Annotated in this window: 13 protein-coding genes; 8 read left to right on the top strand and 5 right to left on the bottom strand. The window is 74.7% G+C overall.

Annotated elements, in window-relative coordinates; translation table 11 throughout:
- The first annotated feature begins 348 nt into the window (after positions 1-348).
- The 3 genes from O7633_RS20350 to O7633_RS20340 all read left to right on the top strand — a co-directional run bounded on the left by O7633_RS20350 (position 349) and on the right by O7633_RS20340 (position 2,345).
- A complete protein-coding gene (locus O7633_RS20350) occupies positions 349-654 on the top strand; it encodes an antibiotic biosynthesis monooxygenase (RefSeq protein ID WP_074475517.1) in 306 nt (101 codons plus the stop codon).
- Between the two features lie 63 nt (positions 655-717).
- Positions 718-1,719: an alpha/beta hydrolase gene (locus O7633_RS20345; protein ID WP_178062915.1), complete on the top strand. Its 1,002-nt coding sequence runs from the start codon at positions 718-720 to the stop codon at positions 1,717-1,719.
- Positions 1,716-2,345 carry an SAM-dependent methyltransferase gene (locus O7633_RS20340; protein ID WP_282323542.1) on the top strand — a complete coding sequence of 210 codons (630 nt, stop codon included), beginning with the start codon at positions 1,716-1,718 and terminating at the stop codon, positions 2,343-2,345. Before O7633_RS20345 ends, O7633_RS20340 begins: the two co-directional genes overlap by 4 nt.
- A gap of 53 nt (positions 2,346-2,398) precedes the next feature.
- Here the strand turns inward: O7633_RS20340 and O7633_RS20335 are convergent, their stop codons facing one another.
- The gene (locus O7633_RS20335; RefSeq protein ID WP_282323541.1) at positions 2,399-3,391 is read right to left on the bottom strand and encodes a P1 family peptidase; all 993 of its coding nucleotides are present in this window, start codon (positions 3,389-3,391) and stop codon (positions 2,399-2,401) included.
- A 75-nt stretch (positions 3,392-3,466) separates the two neighbouring features.
- On the opposite strand from O7633_RS20335, the gene O7633_RS20330 reads away from it, so the two are divergent.
- On the top strand, positions 3,467-4,504 hold the full coding sequence (locus O7633_RS20330; RefSeq protein ID WP_282323540.1) for a LacI family DNA-binding transcriptional regulator: 1,038 nt from the start codon (positions 3,467-3,469) through the stop codon (positions 4,502-4,504).
- Here the strand turns inward: O7633_RS20330 and O7633_RS20325 are convergent.
- Positions 4,446-5,357, bottom strand: a complete 912-nt coding sequence (locus tag O7633_RS20325; RefSeq protein WP_278130840.1) for a siderophore-interacting protein — start codon at positions 5,355-5,357, stop codon at positions 4,446-4,448. The genes O7633_RS20330 and O7633_RS20325 overlap by 59 nt on opposite strands.
- Positions 5,354-6,403: an ABC transporter substrate-binding protein gene (locus O7633_RS20320; protein ID WP_278130837.1), complete on the bottom strand. Its 1,050-nt coding sequence runs from the start codon at positions 6,401-6,403 to the stop codon at positions 5,354-5,356. Before O7633_RS20320 ends, O7633_RS20325 begins: the two co-directional genes overlap by 4 nt.
- A 102-nt stretch (positions 6,404-6,505) precedes the next feature.
- On the opposite strand from O7633_RS20320, the gene O7633_RS20315 reads away from it, so the two are divergent.
- The 3 genes from O7633_RS20315 to O7633_RS20305 are packed head-to-tail and all read left to right on the top strand — an operon-like array spanning position 6,506 to position 9,416.
- The gene (locus O7633_RS20315) at positions 6,506-7,531 is read left to right on the top strand and encodes an iron ABC transporter permease (RefSeq protein WP_278130835.1); all 1,026 of its coding nucleotides are present in this window, start codon (positions 6,506-6,508) and stop codon (positions 7,529-7,531) included.
- Positions 7,528-8,550: an iron chelate uptake ABC transporter family permease subunit gene (locus O7633_RS20310; RefSeq protein WP_278130832.1), complete on the top strand. Its 1,023-nt coding sequence runs from the start codon at positions 7,528-7,530 to the stop codon at positions 8,548-8,550. The genes O7633_RS20315 and O7633_RS20310 overlap by 4 nt, the downstream gene beginning before the upstream one ends.
- A 44-nt stretch (positions 8,551-8,594) precedes the next feature.
- Positions 8,595-9,416, top strand: a complete 822-nt coding sequence (locus O7633_RS20305) for an ABC transporter ATP-binding protein (RefSeq protein ID WP_278130830.1) — start codon at positions 8,595-8,597, stop codon at positions 9,414-9,416.
- Positions 9,417-9,553: 137 nt separating this feature from the next.
- Here O7633_RS20305 and O7633_RS20300 read toward each other — a convergent pair whose 3' ends face one another.
- Positions 9,554-12,466, bottom strand: coding sequence for a BTAD domain-containing putative transcriptional regulator (locus tag O7633_RS20300; protein WP_282323539.1), 2,913 nt, complete (start codon positions 12,464-12,466; stop codon positions 9,554-9,556).
- Positions 12,467-12,733: 267 nt separating this feature from the next.
- On the opposite strand from O7633_RS20300, the gene O7633_RS20295 reads away from it, so the two are divergent.
- Entirely contained in the window at positions 12,734-13,894 is a 1,161-nt protein-coding gene (locus tag O7633_RS20295) for a hypothetical protein (RefSeq protein WP_282323538.1), read from the top strand.
- Positions 13,895-14,232: 338 nt separating this feature from the next.
- Here the strand turns inward: O7633_RS20295 and O7633_RS20290 are convergent, their stop codons facing one another.
- The gene (locus tag O7633_RS20290) at positions 14,233-16,074 is read right to left on the bottom strand and encodes a tetratricopeptide repeat protein (protein WP_282323537.1); all 1,842 of its coding nucleotides are present in this window, start codon (positions 16,072-16,074) and stop codon (positions 14,233-14,235) included.
- Positions 16,075-16,376: the final 302 nt, after the last annotated feature.

Genomic DNA, 16,376 nt, shown 5'->3' with positions numbered 1-16,376 from the left:
GCGACGGGGCTCTCGACCCGCGCATCTGTCGAATGACCTAACCCGGGGACGAGGTGCCGGCGGCGGAGGGTCCTCGCAGCCGCGCCCCGATGCACCGGGGCGCGGCCCGGCCGGCGGCTCCGCCCGCGTCGCCGGCCGGGCCGACCTGGCCGTCTCCGCCCACGCCGGTCCCACCCGGGCGCCGGCCTGCCCGGTTCCGGCACGACCGGCTAGGTCACCGGCCGGCGGCGGCCCGAACTGGGAAGTCGGATGACTGATGGGGGCCGGCCGGGCCGCCCCGAGAGTGGAGCCCAGCCAGGCAACACCGTCGCCGCCGGATCCGGCGGCCGCCGCCGAGGAGAGTGCCCGATGACCGTCAGCTACGGCTTCCACGCCACCATGACCGCCCGCCCCGGCAAGGGCGACGAGCTGGTCGACTTCCTGCTCGCCTCGCCGTCGCTCACCAACGACGACTGCGTCGTCTTCCTGGTCGGCCGGTCCGCCGCCGACGCCGACGTGGTCCACGTCACCGAGGGCTGGACGACCGAGGAGGCACACCACCGGTTCTTCGCCACGGACGCGGCGCAGGCCCTGGTGGCCCAGCTCCAGCCGCTGCTCGACGGCGAGTCGACGTACCTCGACGAGGTGCCGGTCGGCGGCAAGGCCGCCATCTGAGACCCGCCCGTCCGTCCACCGCCCCTCCCGTTCGTCCACCTCGAACACGACAGGAAACCCCTCATGGCACTGACACGTCCCCCCGTCGACCCCGAACTGCGCGCCCTCCTCGCCGACATGCCGCTCGTGCCCGAACTCAACCGCGAGGTGCTCCCGCAGATCCGGCAGTTCTCGTCGATGCCCGTGGAGCCGCTGCTCGACGGCCGGGCGATCGACCGGCGCGAGGTCCGCATCGCCGGCCCGGACGGCGCGGACATCCCGCTGTCCGTCTTCAGCCCCGCCGGCCGGGACCGCACCGGGCCGGCCCCGTGCGTCTACTGGATGCACGGCGGCGGCATGGTGATGGGCGACCGCTTCTCCCAGATCGACATCCCCCTGGAGTGGCTCGACCTGTTCGGCGCCGTCGTGGTCTCCGTGGACTACCGGCTGGCCCCCGAGGCCACCGGCACCAACCTGATCGACGACTGCTACCACGGCCTGCTCTGGGTGGCCGCGCACGCCGACGAGCTGGGCGTCGACCCGGACCGGATCATCGTCGCCGGGGTCAGCGCCGGTGGCGGTCTCACCGCCGGGGTCGCCCTGCTGGCCCGCGACCGCGGCGGCCCGGGCATCGCCGCCCAGGTGCTGATCTGCCCCATGCTCGACCACCACAACGACACCACCTCCAGCCGCCAGTACTCCGGCGAGCCCGGTGTGTGGACGCGCGAGATGAACGAGTTCGGCTGGCGGTCGGTGCTCGGCGACCTGGCCGACGACGACGTGCCCGGGCACGTCTCCCCGGCGACGGCCGACGACCTGTCCGGCCTGCCGGACACCTACGTCGACGCCGGCACCGCCGAGGTGTTCCGCGACGAGGCCGTCGCCTACGCCGCCCGCATCTGGGCCGCCGGCGGGCAGGCCGAGTTGCACGTCTGGGCCGGCGGTTTCCACGGCTTCGACGCCCTGTACCCGCAGGCGCGCATCTCGGCCCAGGCCCGCCGCGCCCGCACCGACTGGCTCGCCCGGCTCCTCACCCCCGCCGGGTCGGACCAGCCGCAGCTCGCCGGTCAGCAGGCCGGGCGATGAGCGGCAACCACCGGGCGGAGTTCCTGCGCGAGTTCCTCCGCGATCCGCTCACCGTCGCCGCCGTCGCCCCCAGCGGCGCGCCGCTGGCCAATCTGGTCACCGCGCCCGTGCCCGACGCCGGTGAGCCGCTGGTGGTCGAACTCGGCCCCGGCACCGGCGCGTTCACGGCCGCCATCCAGCGCCGGCTCGCCGGCCGGGGTCACCACCTCGCGGTCGAGGTCAACGGGCGGTTCGCGGGCCTGCTGGCCGACCGGTACCCCGGGGTCGACGTCGCCGTGGCCGACGCCCGCGACCTCGGCGCGGTGCTGTCGCGGCGGGGACCCCGCCGGGCGGACGTGATCGTGAGCGGGCTGCCGTGGGCGGCCTTCGCCGGGGGCCAGCAGGACGAGCTCCTGCACGCCGTCACCGACGCGCTCACCCCGGACGGGGCGTTCACCACGTTCGGCTACACGTTCGCCCGCTGGGCCCCGGCCGCCCGGCGACTGCGGCAGGCGCTGGGCGACCGGTTCGAGGAGGTCGTGACCGGCCGCACCGTGTGGGCCAACGTGCCGCCGGCGTTCGTGTACTACTGCCGGCGGCCCCGGGTCACCGCGCGACCGCGCACGCTGGTGTCCCTGGCCCGCTGAGCGGCGGCACCGCGAGGAGGGCGCCGCCCCGGCCGGCGCGGCGGGCACTCTCGTCACGGGCCGGCGACGCTGGCGAGGACGGCGTCCCAGGCCAGTTCGGCGGCGACCGTGCCCAGCCGCAGCGACGGGGCGGGCACCGTCACCTCGTCGGTCGTCAGGGCGAACAGGGTGTCGCCGTCGGCGATGGTGTGGAAGGGCTGGATCGCCCGGTGCATGGAGCTGTGCACCTGGGTGGCGAACTGGGCGAGCTCGGTGTCGCTCATCCGGACGTTGGTGACCACGGCGGTCAGGGTCGTGTTGCCGCCGGCCGGCGCGAGGTCCGGCGTGGCCGCCGCGAGCAGCTCGGCGTAGTCCTCGGCCGGGTGGCGACGCCGGCCGGTCGCCGGGTCGAGGTTGCCCCGCACGATGCCGCCGTCCCGGTCGACGATCACGCCCATCGCGTTCACCACCGTCAGCACCAGCAGCCGGGCCGCGCCGATCCGGGCGAAGGCCGCACCCTGCCCGCCCCACTCGGCGCGGGAGTTGTCGACCTTGCCGACGGTCGCGCCGACCCCGGCGCCGACCCTGCCCACGGCCACCCCGTCGGTGCGTACCGCGCGCAGCCCGGCGGCGCCGAGCTGGGCGTCCGGGTAGACGGCGTTGTCCCGGGGGGTGAAGTCGTAGACGACGGCCCCGGAGACCACCGGCAGGCTGCCGAAGTCGGTCGCGTAACCGGTGCGGCGGAGCAGTTCGTCGTAGACGCCGGAGGCGGCGGCGAGACCGAAGCTCGACCCGCCGGCGAAGCACAACGCATGGTGGTACGGGAACCCGCCGCTGACGCCGACGGCCCCGCCCCGCTTGTCCACGGCCGTACGCGCGCCGCCGGGGATGCTCAGGACGGTCACGCCGGTCGGACCGTCGGGATACTCGGCGGTGCCGATCCCGACGCCGGGCAGGTCGAACTCGACCCACCCGTCGCCCGCCGCGCCGAGCACGGCGGGTCGTTGCCGATGGTCGTTGCCGACGGGCGACGTCGCACGCGGCGGGGCCGGATGGTGCTTGGACATGAGGGTCACCGTCTTCCGTGGGGGGGTGTGGTGGTGCCGTGTCCCGGCCGGCGCCCGGTTCCCTAGACTGGGCCGATGCCCCGTCCGGTCACGCTGCACGACGTCGCGCGCCGGGCGGGTGTCGGCAAGTCCACCGTCTCCAATGTGCTGTCGCGTTCCGGCCGGGTCTCCGAGGCGACCCGGGATCGGGTTCGCGCGGCGATGGACGAGCTGGGCTACGTCCCGAACCGCGCGGCCCGGCAGTTGCGGGGTGGCCGCACCGGCACCATCGGGGTCTACGTTCCCGGCGTGCCGTCCACTTCGGAGTTCTACATGCGGTTCGTCTTCGGCATCATGGAGCGCGCCGCCGCCCGCGACCGGGACGTCACCATCCTGACCGCCTCCGAACGCCGGTCGCCGCGGGCGCTCGACGGGGTGATCGTGGCCGACCCGCACCAGGACGACGAGTTCGTGCCGGTCCTGATGCGGGGCGGCATGCCGGTCGTGTGCTTCGAACGTCCCCCGGACGGGATGCGACCGGAGGTCGTGCTCTGGGCGGACCACCACCGGGCGCTGACCGGGCTGCTGGACCGGATGGCCGCCGCCGGCGCCCGGTGCCCCGCCCTGGTGGTGCCGCCGGAGACCGGCGACTGGGCGGCCCAGCTCGCGGCGGGACACCGCGACTGGTGCGCCCGGCACGGCGTCGCCGCCGTCACGGCGCAGCACCCGTGGGTGCCGTCGCCGACGGAGGTGTCCCGGGCGGTCGAACAGGTGCTCGCCCGGCCGGGGGTGGACGCCCTGGTGTGCGCCTCGGTGGACACCGCGCCGCTGGCCGTGCAGGTGCTGCACCGGCTGGGCCGCCGGGTCGGGCGGGACGTCCTGCTGGCGAGCGCCACCGAGTCGAGCGCCCTGCGGCTGGGGCAACCGCCGATCACCGCGCTCGACCTGTCGCCGTTGGACGCCGGACGCCGCTGCGCCGACCTGCTCGACGACCTGGTCGGCGGCGGTCCGGGTGGGGTCTACGAGCACCCGGTGCGCCTGTGGTGGCGGGATTCCACCCGGGGGCCGGAGCCGGTCACCGGGTCATCCGTTCCAGTGCCTCCTCCATCCGGTCACCGGCCTCCACCGGGTTGAGCCCGGCCGCGAGGGCGTCCTGGTAGACCTGGTCGAGGAGGGGACGGAAGCGGGCGTACCGGTGTTCCCAGTCGGCCGCGTCGGTGCGCCAGTAGCCGACGCAGACGGCGCGGTCGCGGGGCAGGCGGTGCACGGTGCGCAGCACGGACCGGGCCTGGCGGCACTCGCCGGCCTCCCCCGCGACCCAGACGTAGCCGGGGCCGTCGGGCAGGCTCGTCTCCCGCAGCCGGTCGACGAGGCTGCCCGGGCCGTGGCCGTTGCCGACCCCGACCCGCACGTCGATCTGCACCGTGGGGTCGCCGCCGGCGGCGGCGAGCAGGTCCCGGGCGTCGGCCAGGTCCGGCAGGTCCACCAGCACCCGCACCGGTACGCCGGGGGTCCGTTCCGCGACGATGCGGGTCGCGGCCGGCAGCCCGGCGAGGTCGGCGGCGAGCACCAGCCACCGGGTGTCCGCCGGCGGGCGGAACCAGGCGCGGCAACGCCACAGCAGGAGACCGACGCCGGTCTCGGCCCGCTGCGCCCAGGACGTCGCGAAGCCGTGGTCGTGCAGGGCGAAGTCGACGGTGAGCCGCGCCCCGACCGGGTCGACGGACCGGACGGAGTAGTTGCGACCGGTGGGCGGGTGCGGCTCGTCGTGGTAGCCCCACACGTCGCCGCGCAGGGTCATCGGCGGCGGGGCCGGCTCGCCGGGGCGGGGGAAGTAGAGCGTCACCGACTCGTCCGGCAGGCCCAGGGCGGGGAAGCGGGCGAGGTCGGGGCCGCCGAGGACGACCCGTTGCAGGTGCGGGGTCAGCCGCCGGACCTCGTGCACGGTGGCGGTCCAGAAGCCGGGCCGGGTGAGCGTGTCGGTCATTTCGCGCTGAACTCCGAGTCGGTGGCCGGGTCGCCGTCGACCGCGGCGGCGAGCGCGGGGACGATCTTGTCGAGCACGTAGGGCAGGCTCAGCACGGAGGAGAACGCCAGCGCGCCGTTGGCCTCGGTGCCGAGGAAGACCTCGCGGCGCTGGGCGCGGACGTCCAGCCGGGTGTAGAGCGGGTCGCCGAGCAGGGTGGTCACGCCGGGGTCGGTGGCCGCCTCGGACCAGACGGCGACGTCCACGTCCACCAGGTCGAACCGTTCGCGGCTGATGGTGGCGGACTGGTTGGCGTTGTCGGTGAGCGTGGTGACCTCGGGCGCCATGGTCAACCCGAGGTCGAGCAGGACCTTCGAGGCGGTGGTCTCGGGGCTGAACAGGTAGTACTGGCCTTCGTACGTGGAGGCGAACACGGTGCTGGCCCCCTTGAGGCGGGGCTGCGCGCCGGCGACGGAGGCGATCCGCTTCTCCAGGTCGGCGACGAGCGTCTCGGCCTCGGCGGTGCGGCCGGTGATCTGCCCGGCGGCCCGGGTCATCTGCTGCCAGGTCACGGCCCAACTGCCGTCCCCCGCCGGCTGGGCGACGGTGGGGGCGATCTTCGCGAGCAGGTCGTACTCCTGGCGGGACATGCCGGAGGAGAGTCCGACGATGACGTCGGGGCGCAGCGCGGCGATCTGTTCGTAGTCGAGTTCGGCGCGGGCCAGCACCTCCGGCTTGGCCCCGCCGAGCCGCTCCCGGGCCCACGGCCAGGTCGCGTTCGGCATGTTGCCGTACCAGTCGCGGATCGCGACGGGCACCTCGCCGAGGGCGAGGAAGTAGTCCTGTTCCTTGAGGCCCACCACCACGATCCGCGCGGGCTTGGCGGCGATGGTGGTCGTGCCGAAGGCGTGGGTGAGCGTGGTGGGGAACGCGGCGCCGGCCGATCCGGACGCCGCGTCGGCCGGGCCCGCCTCCTCTCCGGCGCAACCGCTGGCCACGAGCGTGACGAGCGCCAGCGTGGCGGCGGTCAGGAGTGTTCTCAGCCGGCGTGGGCGGGCGTGTGACATGGCATTCGATCCTCTGAGGGGCGGCGAAACGAGATTCCCATGGGGCTTAGGGTAGGTTTACCTTAGCCAGCGATGGAACGTTCCACCATGAAGTGAGTCACAGTGTCGGTAGCCACCCCCACCGGCTTACGCCGCCCGCGCCTGCTCGCCGCCGGGCTGCTCGCCTGTGCCCTCGCCCTGCTGGCGTCGATCGTCGCCAGCCTCGTCGTCGGCGCCCTGCCGCTGACGCCCGGCACCGTGCTACGGGAACTCGTCGCCCACGGCGACAGCGAGGCGAGCCTCGTCGTCTGGGAGGTCCGGCTACCCCGTACGGCGATCGCGATCTGCGTCGGAGCGGCCCTGGCGCTGGCCGGCGTCCTCATGCAGGCGCTGACCCGCAACCCCCTCGCCGACCCCGGGTTGCTGGGCGTCAACGCCGGCGCCGCCGCCGCGGTGGTGGCCGGCATCCTCGCCGGGGTGACCGGCCAACGCGGCCACCTCGTGCTCGCCCTGCTCGGCGCGGGCGTAGCCGCCGGCCTGGTCACCGTCGTCGGCGGCACCCGGGGCCCGGGCACGGCCGAGGACGGCCGGCTGGTCCTGGCCGGCGCGGCCGTCGGCGCCTGCCTGACCGGCATCGTCGCCGGGGTCACCCTGCTGAACCAGACCGCGTTCGACCGGTACCGGTTCTGGGCCGTCGGCAGCCTCGCCGACCAGCCGCTGTCCGCCCTGCTCACGGCGGCACCCGCGCTGCTCGCCGGCGTGGCCGTCACCGTGGCCGTGATCCGGCCGCTGGACGTGCTGCGCTTCGGCGACGACAGCGGCGCGGCCCTGGGCGTCAGCCCCGGGCGCACCCGGGCGCTCGCGCTGGCCGCCACCACCCTGCTCTGCGGCGGCGCGACCGCCGTGGCCGGTCCCATCGGGTTCCTCGGGCTCGCCGTCCCCCACGCCGCCCGCGCGATCTGCGGCCCCCGGCTCGGTTGGGTCGTCGCCTACAGCAGCCTGCTCGGCCCGATCCTGCTGATCATCGCCGACGTGCTCGGCCGGCTCCTGGCCCGCCCCGGAGAGATCGAGGTCGCGATCGTCATGGGCGCCATCGGCGCCCCCGTGTTCATCGCCCTGATCCGCGCCCGGAGGATCCCCCGCCCATGATCACCACCCCCGCCAGCGGTCCGGGCCGACGCGCCCTCCGTCGGCAGACCCGCCGCGCCACCCTCGCCTGCCTCGTCGCGCTCGCGCTCAGCGCCGGCCTGGCCGTCGCCGCCCTGGCCAGCGGCCGGTACGCCACCCCACTGCCCGAACTGTGGCCGGCGCTGACCGGGGGCGGCAACCCCGGCCTGCGGTTCGTCCTCTTCGAGCTGCGACTGCCCCGGATCGGCACCGCGCTCGTCGTCGGGGCGGCCCTCGGCGCGGCCGGCGCCCTCTTCCAGAGCGCCAGCCGAAACCCCCTCGGCAGCCCCGACATCGTCGGCTTCACCGTCGGCGCGGCCACCGGCGCGCTCGTCGTCCTGCTGGTCCTGCGCGACGACCGGCTCACCCCGGCGGTGGGCGCGGTGCTCGGCGGCGCCGCCGTGGCCGGGGCGGCGCTGCTGCTCGGCGGGACCGGGCAGCGCCTCATCCTCGTCGGGATCGGCCTGTCCGCCCTGCTCACCTCCGTCAACGCGTACCTGCTGACCCGCGCCGAGGTGACCGACGCGCAGAACGCCGCCGTGTGGCTCGTCGGCAGCCTCAACGGCAGCGGCCACCACCTGCCGCTGCTGCTCGGCGCGCTCGCCGTGCTGCTGCCGCCCGCCGTGCTGGTGGCCCGGGGGCTGCGACTCGTCGAGAACGGCGGCGACAAGGCCCTCAGCCTCGGCGTACCCGTGCGCCGGCAGCGCCTCACCGCCACGGCCCTCGCGGTCGCGCTCACCGCCGTCGGCGTCGCCGGCGCCGGGCCGGTCGGCTTCGTCGCCCTGGCCGCCCCCCACCTGGCCCGCCGGCTCACCCGCGTCGCCGCGCCCCTGGTGACCACGAGCGCGGCGCTCGGCGCCGCCCTGCTGCTCGCCGCCGACCAGCTCGCCCAACGGCTCGTTCCCGGGCAACAACTGCCCGTCGGCGCGGTCACCGGCGTCCTCGGCGGCGGCTACCTGGCCCTCGTCCTGACCTGGACCTGGCGGGGGCGGTCCTGGTGAGCAAGCCCCCGTCCCGCACCGCATCCGCCGCCCCGGAGGCAACCATGAGCGCCCCACCCGCGATCGAGCTGGACTCGGTCACCGTCGGCTACGACCGCCGCACCGTCTGCCGGGACGTCACCCTGCGGGTCGCCGAGGGAAGCTTCACCGTCTTCATCGGACCGAACGGGTGCGGCAAGTCGACCCTGCTGCGCACCGTCGCCCGCGTGTTGCGGCCGAGCGGAGGCCGCGTCGCCGTCCTCGGCCGCGACGCCCGGGGCTACAGCCGGCGGCAGTACGCCCGCACCGTCGGGCTGCTCCCCCAGGGCGTCGAGGCACCGGCCGGGATGACCGTCACCGATCTGGTGCTGCGCGGACGACACCCGCACCGGTCGGCGCTGAGCCGCTGGACGGCGCAGGACGAGCGGGCGGTCACCGCGGCGCTGGCCGCCACCGGGACCGCCGAGTTCGGCGACCGGGCGCTCGCGGAGCTCTCCGGAGGCCAGCGGCAACGCGCCTGGCTGGCCATGCTGCTGGCGCAGGACACCCCGATCCTGCTGCTCGACGAACCGACCACCTACCTCGACATCGCCCACCAGTACGAGGTCCTCGACCTGCTCGCCGACCTGCACGCCGGCGGCCGGACCGTGGTCGCCGTCCTGCACGACCTCAACCAGGCGGCCCGCTACGCCACCGACCTGGTGGTGCTGAGCGACGGCCACGTCGCCAGGACCGGTCACCCGTCGGCGGTGCTCACCCCGGACCTCGTCGCCGACGTGTTCGGGCTGCGCTGCCGGGTCGTGCCCGACCCGGTGACGGGCACGCCCGCGGTGTTCCCCGAGCCCGCCCGTCCCCGCCCGACCGGTCCCGCGCCGGCGGGCGGGTGACCAGGCGACCGGCACGGCACCGGCCGTCGCCGACGTAGCTCCCCGGCCCCGACGTCGCCGGACCGGCGGACGGCATCCGGCCGACATGCCCGTTCGACGCGCCCGGCCGACGGCATCCGGGCCGCCGCCCGGGAGGCTCACGCCGACCGCTCCTCCCTCCGTCCCGGGTGGTCGTGGTACATGGCGAGCCGGTCCCGGACGGCCTGCCGCTGCGGGTGGTCCGTGTCGTCGAGGAGACCGAGGGCCTCCCGGCCCCGGACGAGGGCGCCGTCGTGGTCGCCGGCCGCGCTGAGGGCCTCCGCCGACACGACCAGGGCGCGCGCCTGCCGCAGCGGGTCGGCCAGCTCGTCGCCGACGGCCCGGGCCAGGGCGGCATCGGCCAGCGCGTCGCGGTGCCGGCCGAGGCGCAACTGCGCCTCCGCCGAGATGATGAGGGCGTCGCACCGGATGGTGTCGTCGGTGACCCGGTCGTGCAGGCCGAGGGCGATCCGGCCCTGGGCGAGGGCGACCTCGGGCTGGCCCGCCTCGAGGCTGAGTTCGGCGAGCCGGACGTGGGTGAGGCTTCGTCCACGCAGCGAGCCGATCCGGTCCCAGACGACAAGAGCCTGCTGGTACAACGCGCGTGCCTCGTCGCGGCGCCCGAGCCGGTGGTGCGCATCACCCAGGTTATGGAGGGCGTACGCCTCCCCGGTAGCCTCCCCGACCGCGCGGCAGTCGGTCAGCACCTCGCGGAGGGTGTCGATGGCGTCGAGGGTCGCCCCGGTGCGCAGTTGTACGGAGGCGAGGTTGTGCCGACAGACCCGCTGCATCTCGGCGCAGCCGTGCTCCCCGGCGAGGCGCAGGGCCTCGGTGAAGAGGCGGCCGGCGCGGTGGTAGTCGTGGGTGGTGAAGTAGCTCGCGCCGAGGTTGACGAGGGTGCCGACCCGACCCAGGTCATGACCGTCGGCAGTCGCGTTGTCGAGGGCGATCCGCAACATCTCCCGCGTGTCCTCCTGGTCGCCGGACCGGTCGACAACCTCGTGCACGGTGTCGACGATCTGCCAGGCGTGCCGGTGGAAGCCCTCGGCCGCCGCGCGACGGACCATGGCGAGCAGATTGGTCCGTTCCACCTCGCACCAGCGCAGGGCGGCACAGTCCGAGCCGAACGTCATCGACGTCACCCCACCCGGCTCGGGCAGGTCGGGAACGGCCGGCCGGCCCGGTGCCAGCAGGCCGACGGCGGTGACGGCCGTGTGCAGGTACCAGTCCAGCAGCCGACGGAGCGCCACGCGGCGCTGCGCGGGTGGCACGTCCTCCCTGGCCCGGTCGGCGGCGTACTGGCGCAACAGGTCGTGCATCCGGTACCGGCGGACGGTGTCGTGGTCGACGAGGTGGGCGCGGGCGAGCCGGTCGAGGGCCCGCTCGGCTCCGGCGACGTCCACCGCCAGCATCGCCGCGGCGGCCTCGACCCCGATGGTGCTGCCCGGGAAGAGGCCGAGCGCGAGGAACAGCCGCGCGGGCATCGGGTCGAGCGCGTTGACCGACCAGGCGAAGACGGTCCGCAGGGTCATCTCGTCGGTGTCGTCGCCCTCGACGTCGAGCAGCCGACCGGCCAGTTCGTCGGCCAGGTCGCCGAGCCGCGCATCGGGCCGGGAACCCACGTGCTCGCCGATGACCCGCAGCGCGAGCGGCAGTCCGCCCGACAGTCGGGCCAGCGTCTCCAGCGCCGCGGGCTCCGCGCCGGTGCGTCTTGCTCCGACGATCCGGCCGAGCATGCGCTGTCGTTCGAGGTGCGACAGCGGCGCGACGGTGAGGCTGCGGATGCCGTGCCGGACGCTCAGCCCGGGGAGCCGGTTGCGACTGATCACGACCGTGAAGCTGGTCTCGGAGCGGGGCAGGAGCTGCCGCGCGTGGTCGGAGTCGACGACGTTGTCGAGCACGACGAGCATCCGCCGCCCGCTCATCAGGCGGTGGTACAGATCGAGGCGTCGTTCGGCCTCGGCGGGCACCCGCTCGGCCGGGACGCCGAGGGCGACGAGGAAGCGGTGCAGCGCCTCCTGCGGGCGGACCGGCGGGGCCGGTCCGTGCGCCTCCGCGTTCAGGTAGAGCTGCCCGTCCGGGAACCAGCCCCGCCGGCGGTGCCCCCAGTGCCCGGCGAGGGTCGTCTTGCCGACTCCGGGCATCCCGGTCAGCACGACCGCCTTCGCAATGCCGTCGCCGGTGGCGAGAGCGTCCAGTTCGTCGAGCAGTGCCGCGTGCCCGGTGTAGTCGGGTACGTCGTTCGGCAGTTGCCGGGGCATCGGCGCGGTTGCGTCCGCGGCGGCGGGTTGGCTCCGCGCCGGCGCGGCGGTTTCGAGGGCCGCCATGTCCAGCACCGGGTCGGTTCGCATCGCCCGGCGATAGCGTCGCCGGTAGGCGGCGACGAAGTCCCGCGCATCTTGGGTACGACCGGCCGCCTGCAGTGCGGCGGCCCACAATCGGGCCAGCCCCTCGTCGAGCGGGTTCTCGATCAGCAATGGTTCGAGCCGGGTCAACGCCCGTTCGTGCCGGCCGGTGGCCAACTCACTCTCCGCCAGAAGTTTCTCCGCCCTGAATTGCTTCTCCCGCATATCCCGCCGCAGGTGTTCGCAACGCGCGCCGCGCAGGTCGGCGAGCGGGTCGTCCCGCCACATCTCGATTGCCCTGGTGAGCAGAGCAATTCCCCGATCATGCTGATGCCGATCAATTGCCTGCCGCGCCTCGGCGGTCAATCGCAGGAACCGGTGGTAATCGACCAGCTCCGGATCCACCGCCAACCGGTACGCGCCCGTGCCGGGCACCCGCACCAGGGCATCCTGGAGGCCGACCAGCCGCAGGGTCGACCGCAACCTGCTGGCCAGCGTGTAGAGCAGCGGGCGTCGGGCATGGACTGCGGAGTCCTGCCAGAGGAACTCCACGATCGTCTCGACCCGCACGGGATCACCGGCGTGATAGAGAAGGACGGCGAGCAGGCCGCGCTGTTTTGCCGCCCCCAGCGAGATCGCCCGCCCGTCGACCGTGAGTTCGGTGGGACCCAGAATCGTGAACTCCATCAGCTCTCGCCCCCATTAGATCTTGATCGACGTTCACCTATCAATTCTTGATCCGGCCGACCGAAAGCCACAGGCCTTTCTCCACAGAGTCCAAAATCAGACATTCCCCTTCCCAGCCTCCTGCAAGCCCACTGCAAGTCGACCGACAAGGTGATCCGCAACCGGCCACTCGACGCTGATTCCCGTCCAGACAGCGCGCCGGAGGGGAAGCAAATGACGTCATTGGAATGGTCGGCCAGCCCGATCGGAATCGACGCGAGTCGCTGGGTGAGCCGATCCGGCTGCCGTACGGTGCTCGTCGTCGCCCACACCATCACGAGCTGCCAGCGGCTGCTGGACGTGATCGAGCTCGTCGAGAGCGACCCCCGGGTGCAACTGGTCTTCACGGTGGCGCCGGACGTCTTCAACCCGTACGTGCGGCGGTTCCTCGACCGGCTCGGCGCCCTCGTGGTGCCCTGGCACCAGGCCGTCCGGGAGCGGTTCGACCTCGGCCTCGCCGCCGCCTACGGCGGGCTGCACCAGTTGCACGCCCCCCTGCTGGTGATGGCCCACGGGGCGGGGCACAGCAAACGGGTGCGCCCCGCGCCGTTCGGCGGACCGGTGCTCGCGGAGCCGCCCGTGTACGGCCTCGACGCGCAGCGGCTGACCCATGGCGGGCGGGTGCTCCCGACGGCCCTCGCCCTCTCCCACGACGGCGAACTGGAGGTGCTGCGCCGGCAGTGCCCCGAGGCGGTCGAGGCCGCGGTGGTCGTCGGCGACCCCTGCGTCGACCGGCTCGTCGCCAGCCTCCCCCACCGCCGGGACTACCGCCGGGAACTGGGGCTGGACGACCGGCAGGAACTCGTCGTCGTCTCCTCCACCTGGGGTCGGGACGGCGTCTTCGGACGCTGGCCGGACCTGCTACCCCAGTTGATGACTCAGCTGCCGGAGCAGCGGTACCGGATCGCCGCTCTCCTGCACCCGGCGGTGTGGGACGCGCACGGGCACCGTCAGATCCGCGCCTGGCTCCGGGACTGCCGCGACGGCGGCCTGCTGCTACCCGATCCGACCGTCGACTGGCGCGGCCCGGTGGTCGCCGCCGACCACGTCATCGGCGACCACGGCTCGGTCACCGCCTACGCCGCCGCCATCGGACGCCCGACCCTGCTGCTGCCCGCACCCCGGTCGATGCCCGCCGCAGGCACGGCCCAGCATCTGCTCGCCACCAACGCGACCCACCTGGACCCGCACCGGCCGCTGCCACCCCAGCTCGCCCCGGCCGCGACGGTCGACCCGCAGGCGGTGATGGCCGCGCTGACCGCCCGGCCGGGGGAGGCCGGCGTGCTGTTGCGGCGCACCATGTACCGGCTGCTCGAGCTTGCCGAGCCGGGCCGGCACCGGCAGACCGCCCCGGTGCCGATGCCGGTGCCGCTGGACGGCCGGGCATGAGCGCCGCAGCCGAGCCCGTCGTCGTCGCGCTGCCGCCGGATGGCCCGCTGCCGCCCCGCGCGGCACGGCTCGCCGACGTCGTGGTGACCGTCACCGGCGGCGATCCGACCCGGGTCGGCGCGAGCCTGCTCACGGCCTACCCCGGGATCGCCCTCGCCGTCGTCGGCACCCCGGCGGGCGACGTCACCGTCGGCGTACGCAACGGCCCGCCGCTGGATCTCGGCCGGATGGCCCCGCCCGGCCGGCTGACCGTCGGGCTGCTCGCCGCGGCGGCCCGGCTGCTGCACACCCGCTGGGCCGCCGGAACCCTCCACCACCGACGGACCGCACCGGACGCGCTACGCCTCGCCCGCGCCGCCGCCCGCCTCGTCGAGCAGGCGGAGCACCGCGGGCAACCGGGGAGAGGCGAGCCGCTCGAAGACGTCGGCGGCCTCCCGGTAGTGCTGCCGTGCGGCCTCGTCGTCGCCGCGCCGCCGCGCGATGCGGCCGAGCAGCACCACCGCCTCTGCCCGCTCGTTGTCCGACCCGAGGTCGGCCATCCGGCGCACCGCCTCGGCGGCGCAGCGCTCTGCGGCGGCCAGGTCACCGAGGCCGAGGTGGGCGTCGGCCAGCCCGGACAGCACCCGCACGGCGTTGTACGGGTCGACGTCGGACAGCCCGGCGAAGATCTCCCCGGCCTCCGTCAACAGCGGTAGTGCGTCGGCGGGTCGACCGGTCCGGGTGAGCAGCATGCCCAGGTTGAGGCAGGACAGGCCCACGCTCCGCGCGTCCGGCAGCGCCCGCCGCCCGGCGAGCACCCGGGCGTACGCCTCCGCCGCCTGTTCTTCCTGGCCGGTGTCGGCGTAGAGGGTGGCCAGGCCCTCCTCGGCGTCGACGACCCCCTGGGCGTCACCCGCCTGGCGGTACCGGTCGACCGCCGCCCGCCCGTGCTGCTCGGCCTCGTCGTACGCGCCGACCCGGCTGCGGGCCCGCGCCAGCCGCTTGAGCATGTCCGCCTCGGCCCACACGTTTCCCCAGGCGCGGGCCGCCCGAACACCAAGATCATCGATTTCCAGCCGGTCCCGGTAGTTCTTCACGTAGAGGAGCAGGGGCCACATCACGTCGCTGAGCTGCCAGGCCAGCTCGTGGTGCCCCAGGCCGAAGGCGACCCGGCCCGCCTCCATCAGGTTGCCCCGCTCCCGCTCCAGCCAGGCGAGGGCGGCGGCGCGGTCGGCGAACTCGGGCGGCCCCTCCAGGGGCCGCAGGAAGGTGTACGGCAGCCGCCGCCGGTAGGGGGTCACCACCAGGTCCGCCCGGCGCGCGGCGGCGAGGTAGAACTCCAGCATCGTGCGTACCACCGCCTGTCGGTCGGCCTCCGGTTCGTGCTGCTCCGCGACCTCGCGGGCGCAGAGCCGAAGGATGTCGTGGAGCCGGAAGCGGTCCTCGGACACCTCGTCCAGCAGGCTCGCGTCCAGCAGCTCACCCACCAGCGCCGCCGCCCGGGCCGCGCCGCCGGCCCCCGCGCCGGCCACCGCCGCGACCAGGTCCACCCCGAACTCCGTCCCCGGGTGCAGGGCCAGCCTGCGGTACAACACCGACGCCTCCGGCGTCAGCGCCTGGTACGAGCACTGGAACATCGCCCTGATCGGCGAACCGTCCACCGTCGAGAGCCGGGCCAGCCGCTGCGCCTCGTCGGCCAGCTCGGCGACAATCCGTCGCACCGTCAGCTTGGGACGGAAGGCAAGCAGGCCGGCCGCCACGACGAGCGCGATGGGCAGCCCGCCGCAGAGCCCCGCCAACTCCCCGGCCGGCCCGGACTCCCGCAGGATCCGCTCCGGGCCCACCGCCCGCCCCAGCAGCTCCACCGCCTGCTCGGCCGGCAACGGACCCACGTCGAGCATGCAGGCCCCGTCGGGCAGCAACCCGGTCAACCGACGCCGGCTGGTCACCACCACCACCGCGGACGTCGAGGCCGGCAGCAGGTGCCTGACCTGGCCCGCCGAGAACGCGTCGTCGAGCAGCACCAGCAGCGACCTGTCCGCGGTCACCGAACGGTAGAGGGCGACCTGCTCGGCCAGGTCCACGGGGATGCGGTCCGGCGCCACCCCGAGGGCCCGGAGGAAGGCGCCCAGCGCCACCCCCGGATCCAGCGGCCGGTCGCCGCTGAACCCCCGCAGGTCGGCATGGAGCTGACCATCCACGAACCGATCCCGATTGCCGTGGGCCCACTGTCTCGCCAGCGCCGACTTACCCACGCCGCCGGGCCCGCACAGCACGGCGATGCTGTTTGCGCCCTCAGCGAGCAGGCTGTCCAGTGCTGACAACTCACTCAGCCGGGCGGTGAAATTCCGCGACGGGGCAGGCAGTTGCCGGGGAATCGGAAAACGATCGGCGGGAACGCCGTTGAAATGCACACCCCCGTGAATCACGCCGGCCTGGATGCTGGATCCGGACACGTGACCCGACTGCTCGTTGGACGTGGCGGACGTTACCGCTTCCCCGG

The sequence above is a fragment of the Micromonospora sp. WMMD712 genome (genome assembly GCF_029581295.1).
GTDB classification, from domain to species: domain Bacteria; phylum Actinomycetota; class Actinomycetes; order Mycobacteriales; family Micromonosporaceae; genus Micromonospora; species Micromonospora carbonacea.
Note: the sequence above shows the minus strand (reverse complement) of the source record. Positions and strands in the feature narration are given on the sequence as shown.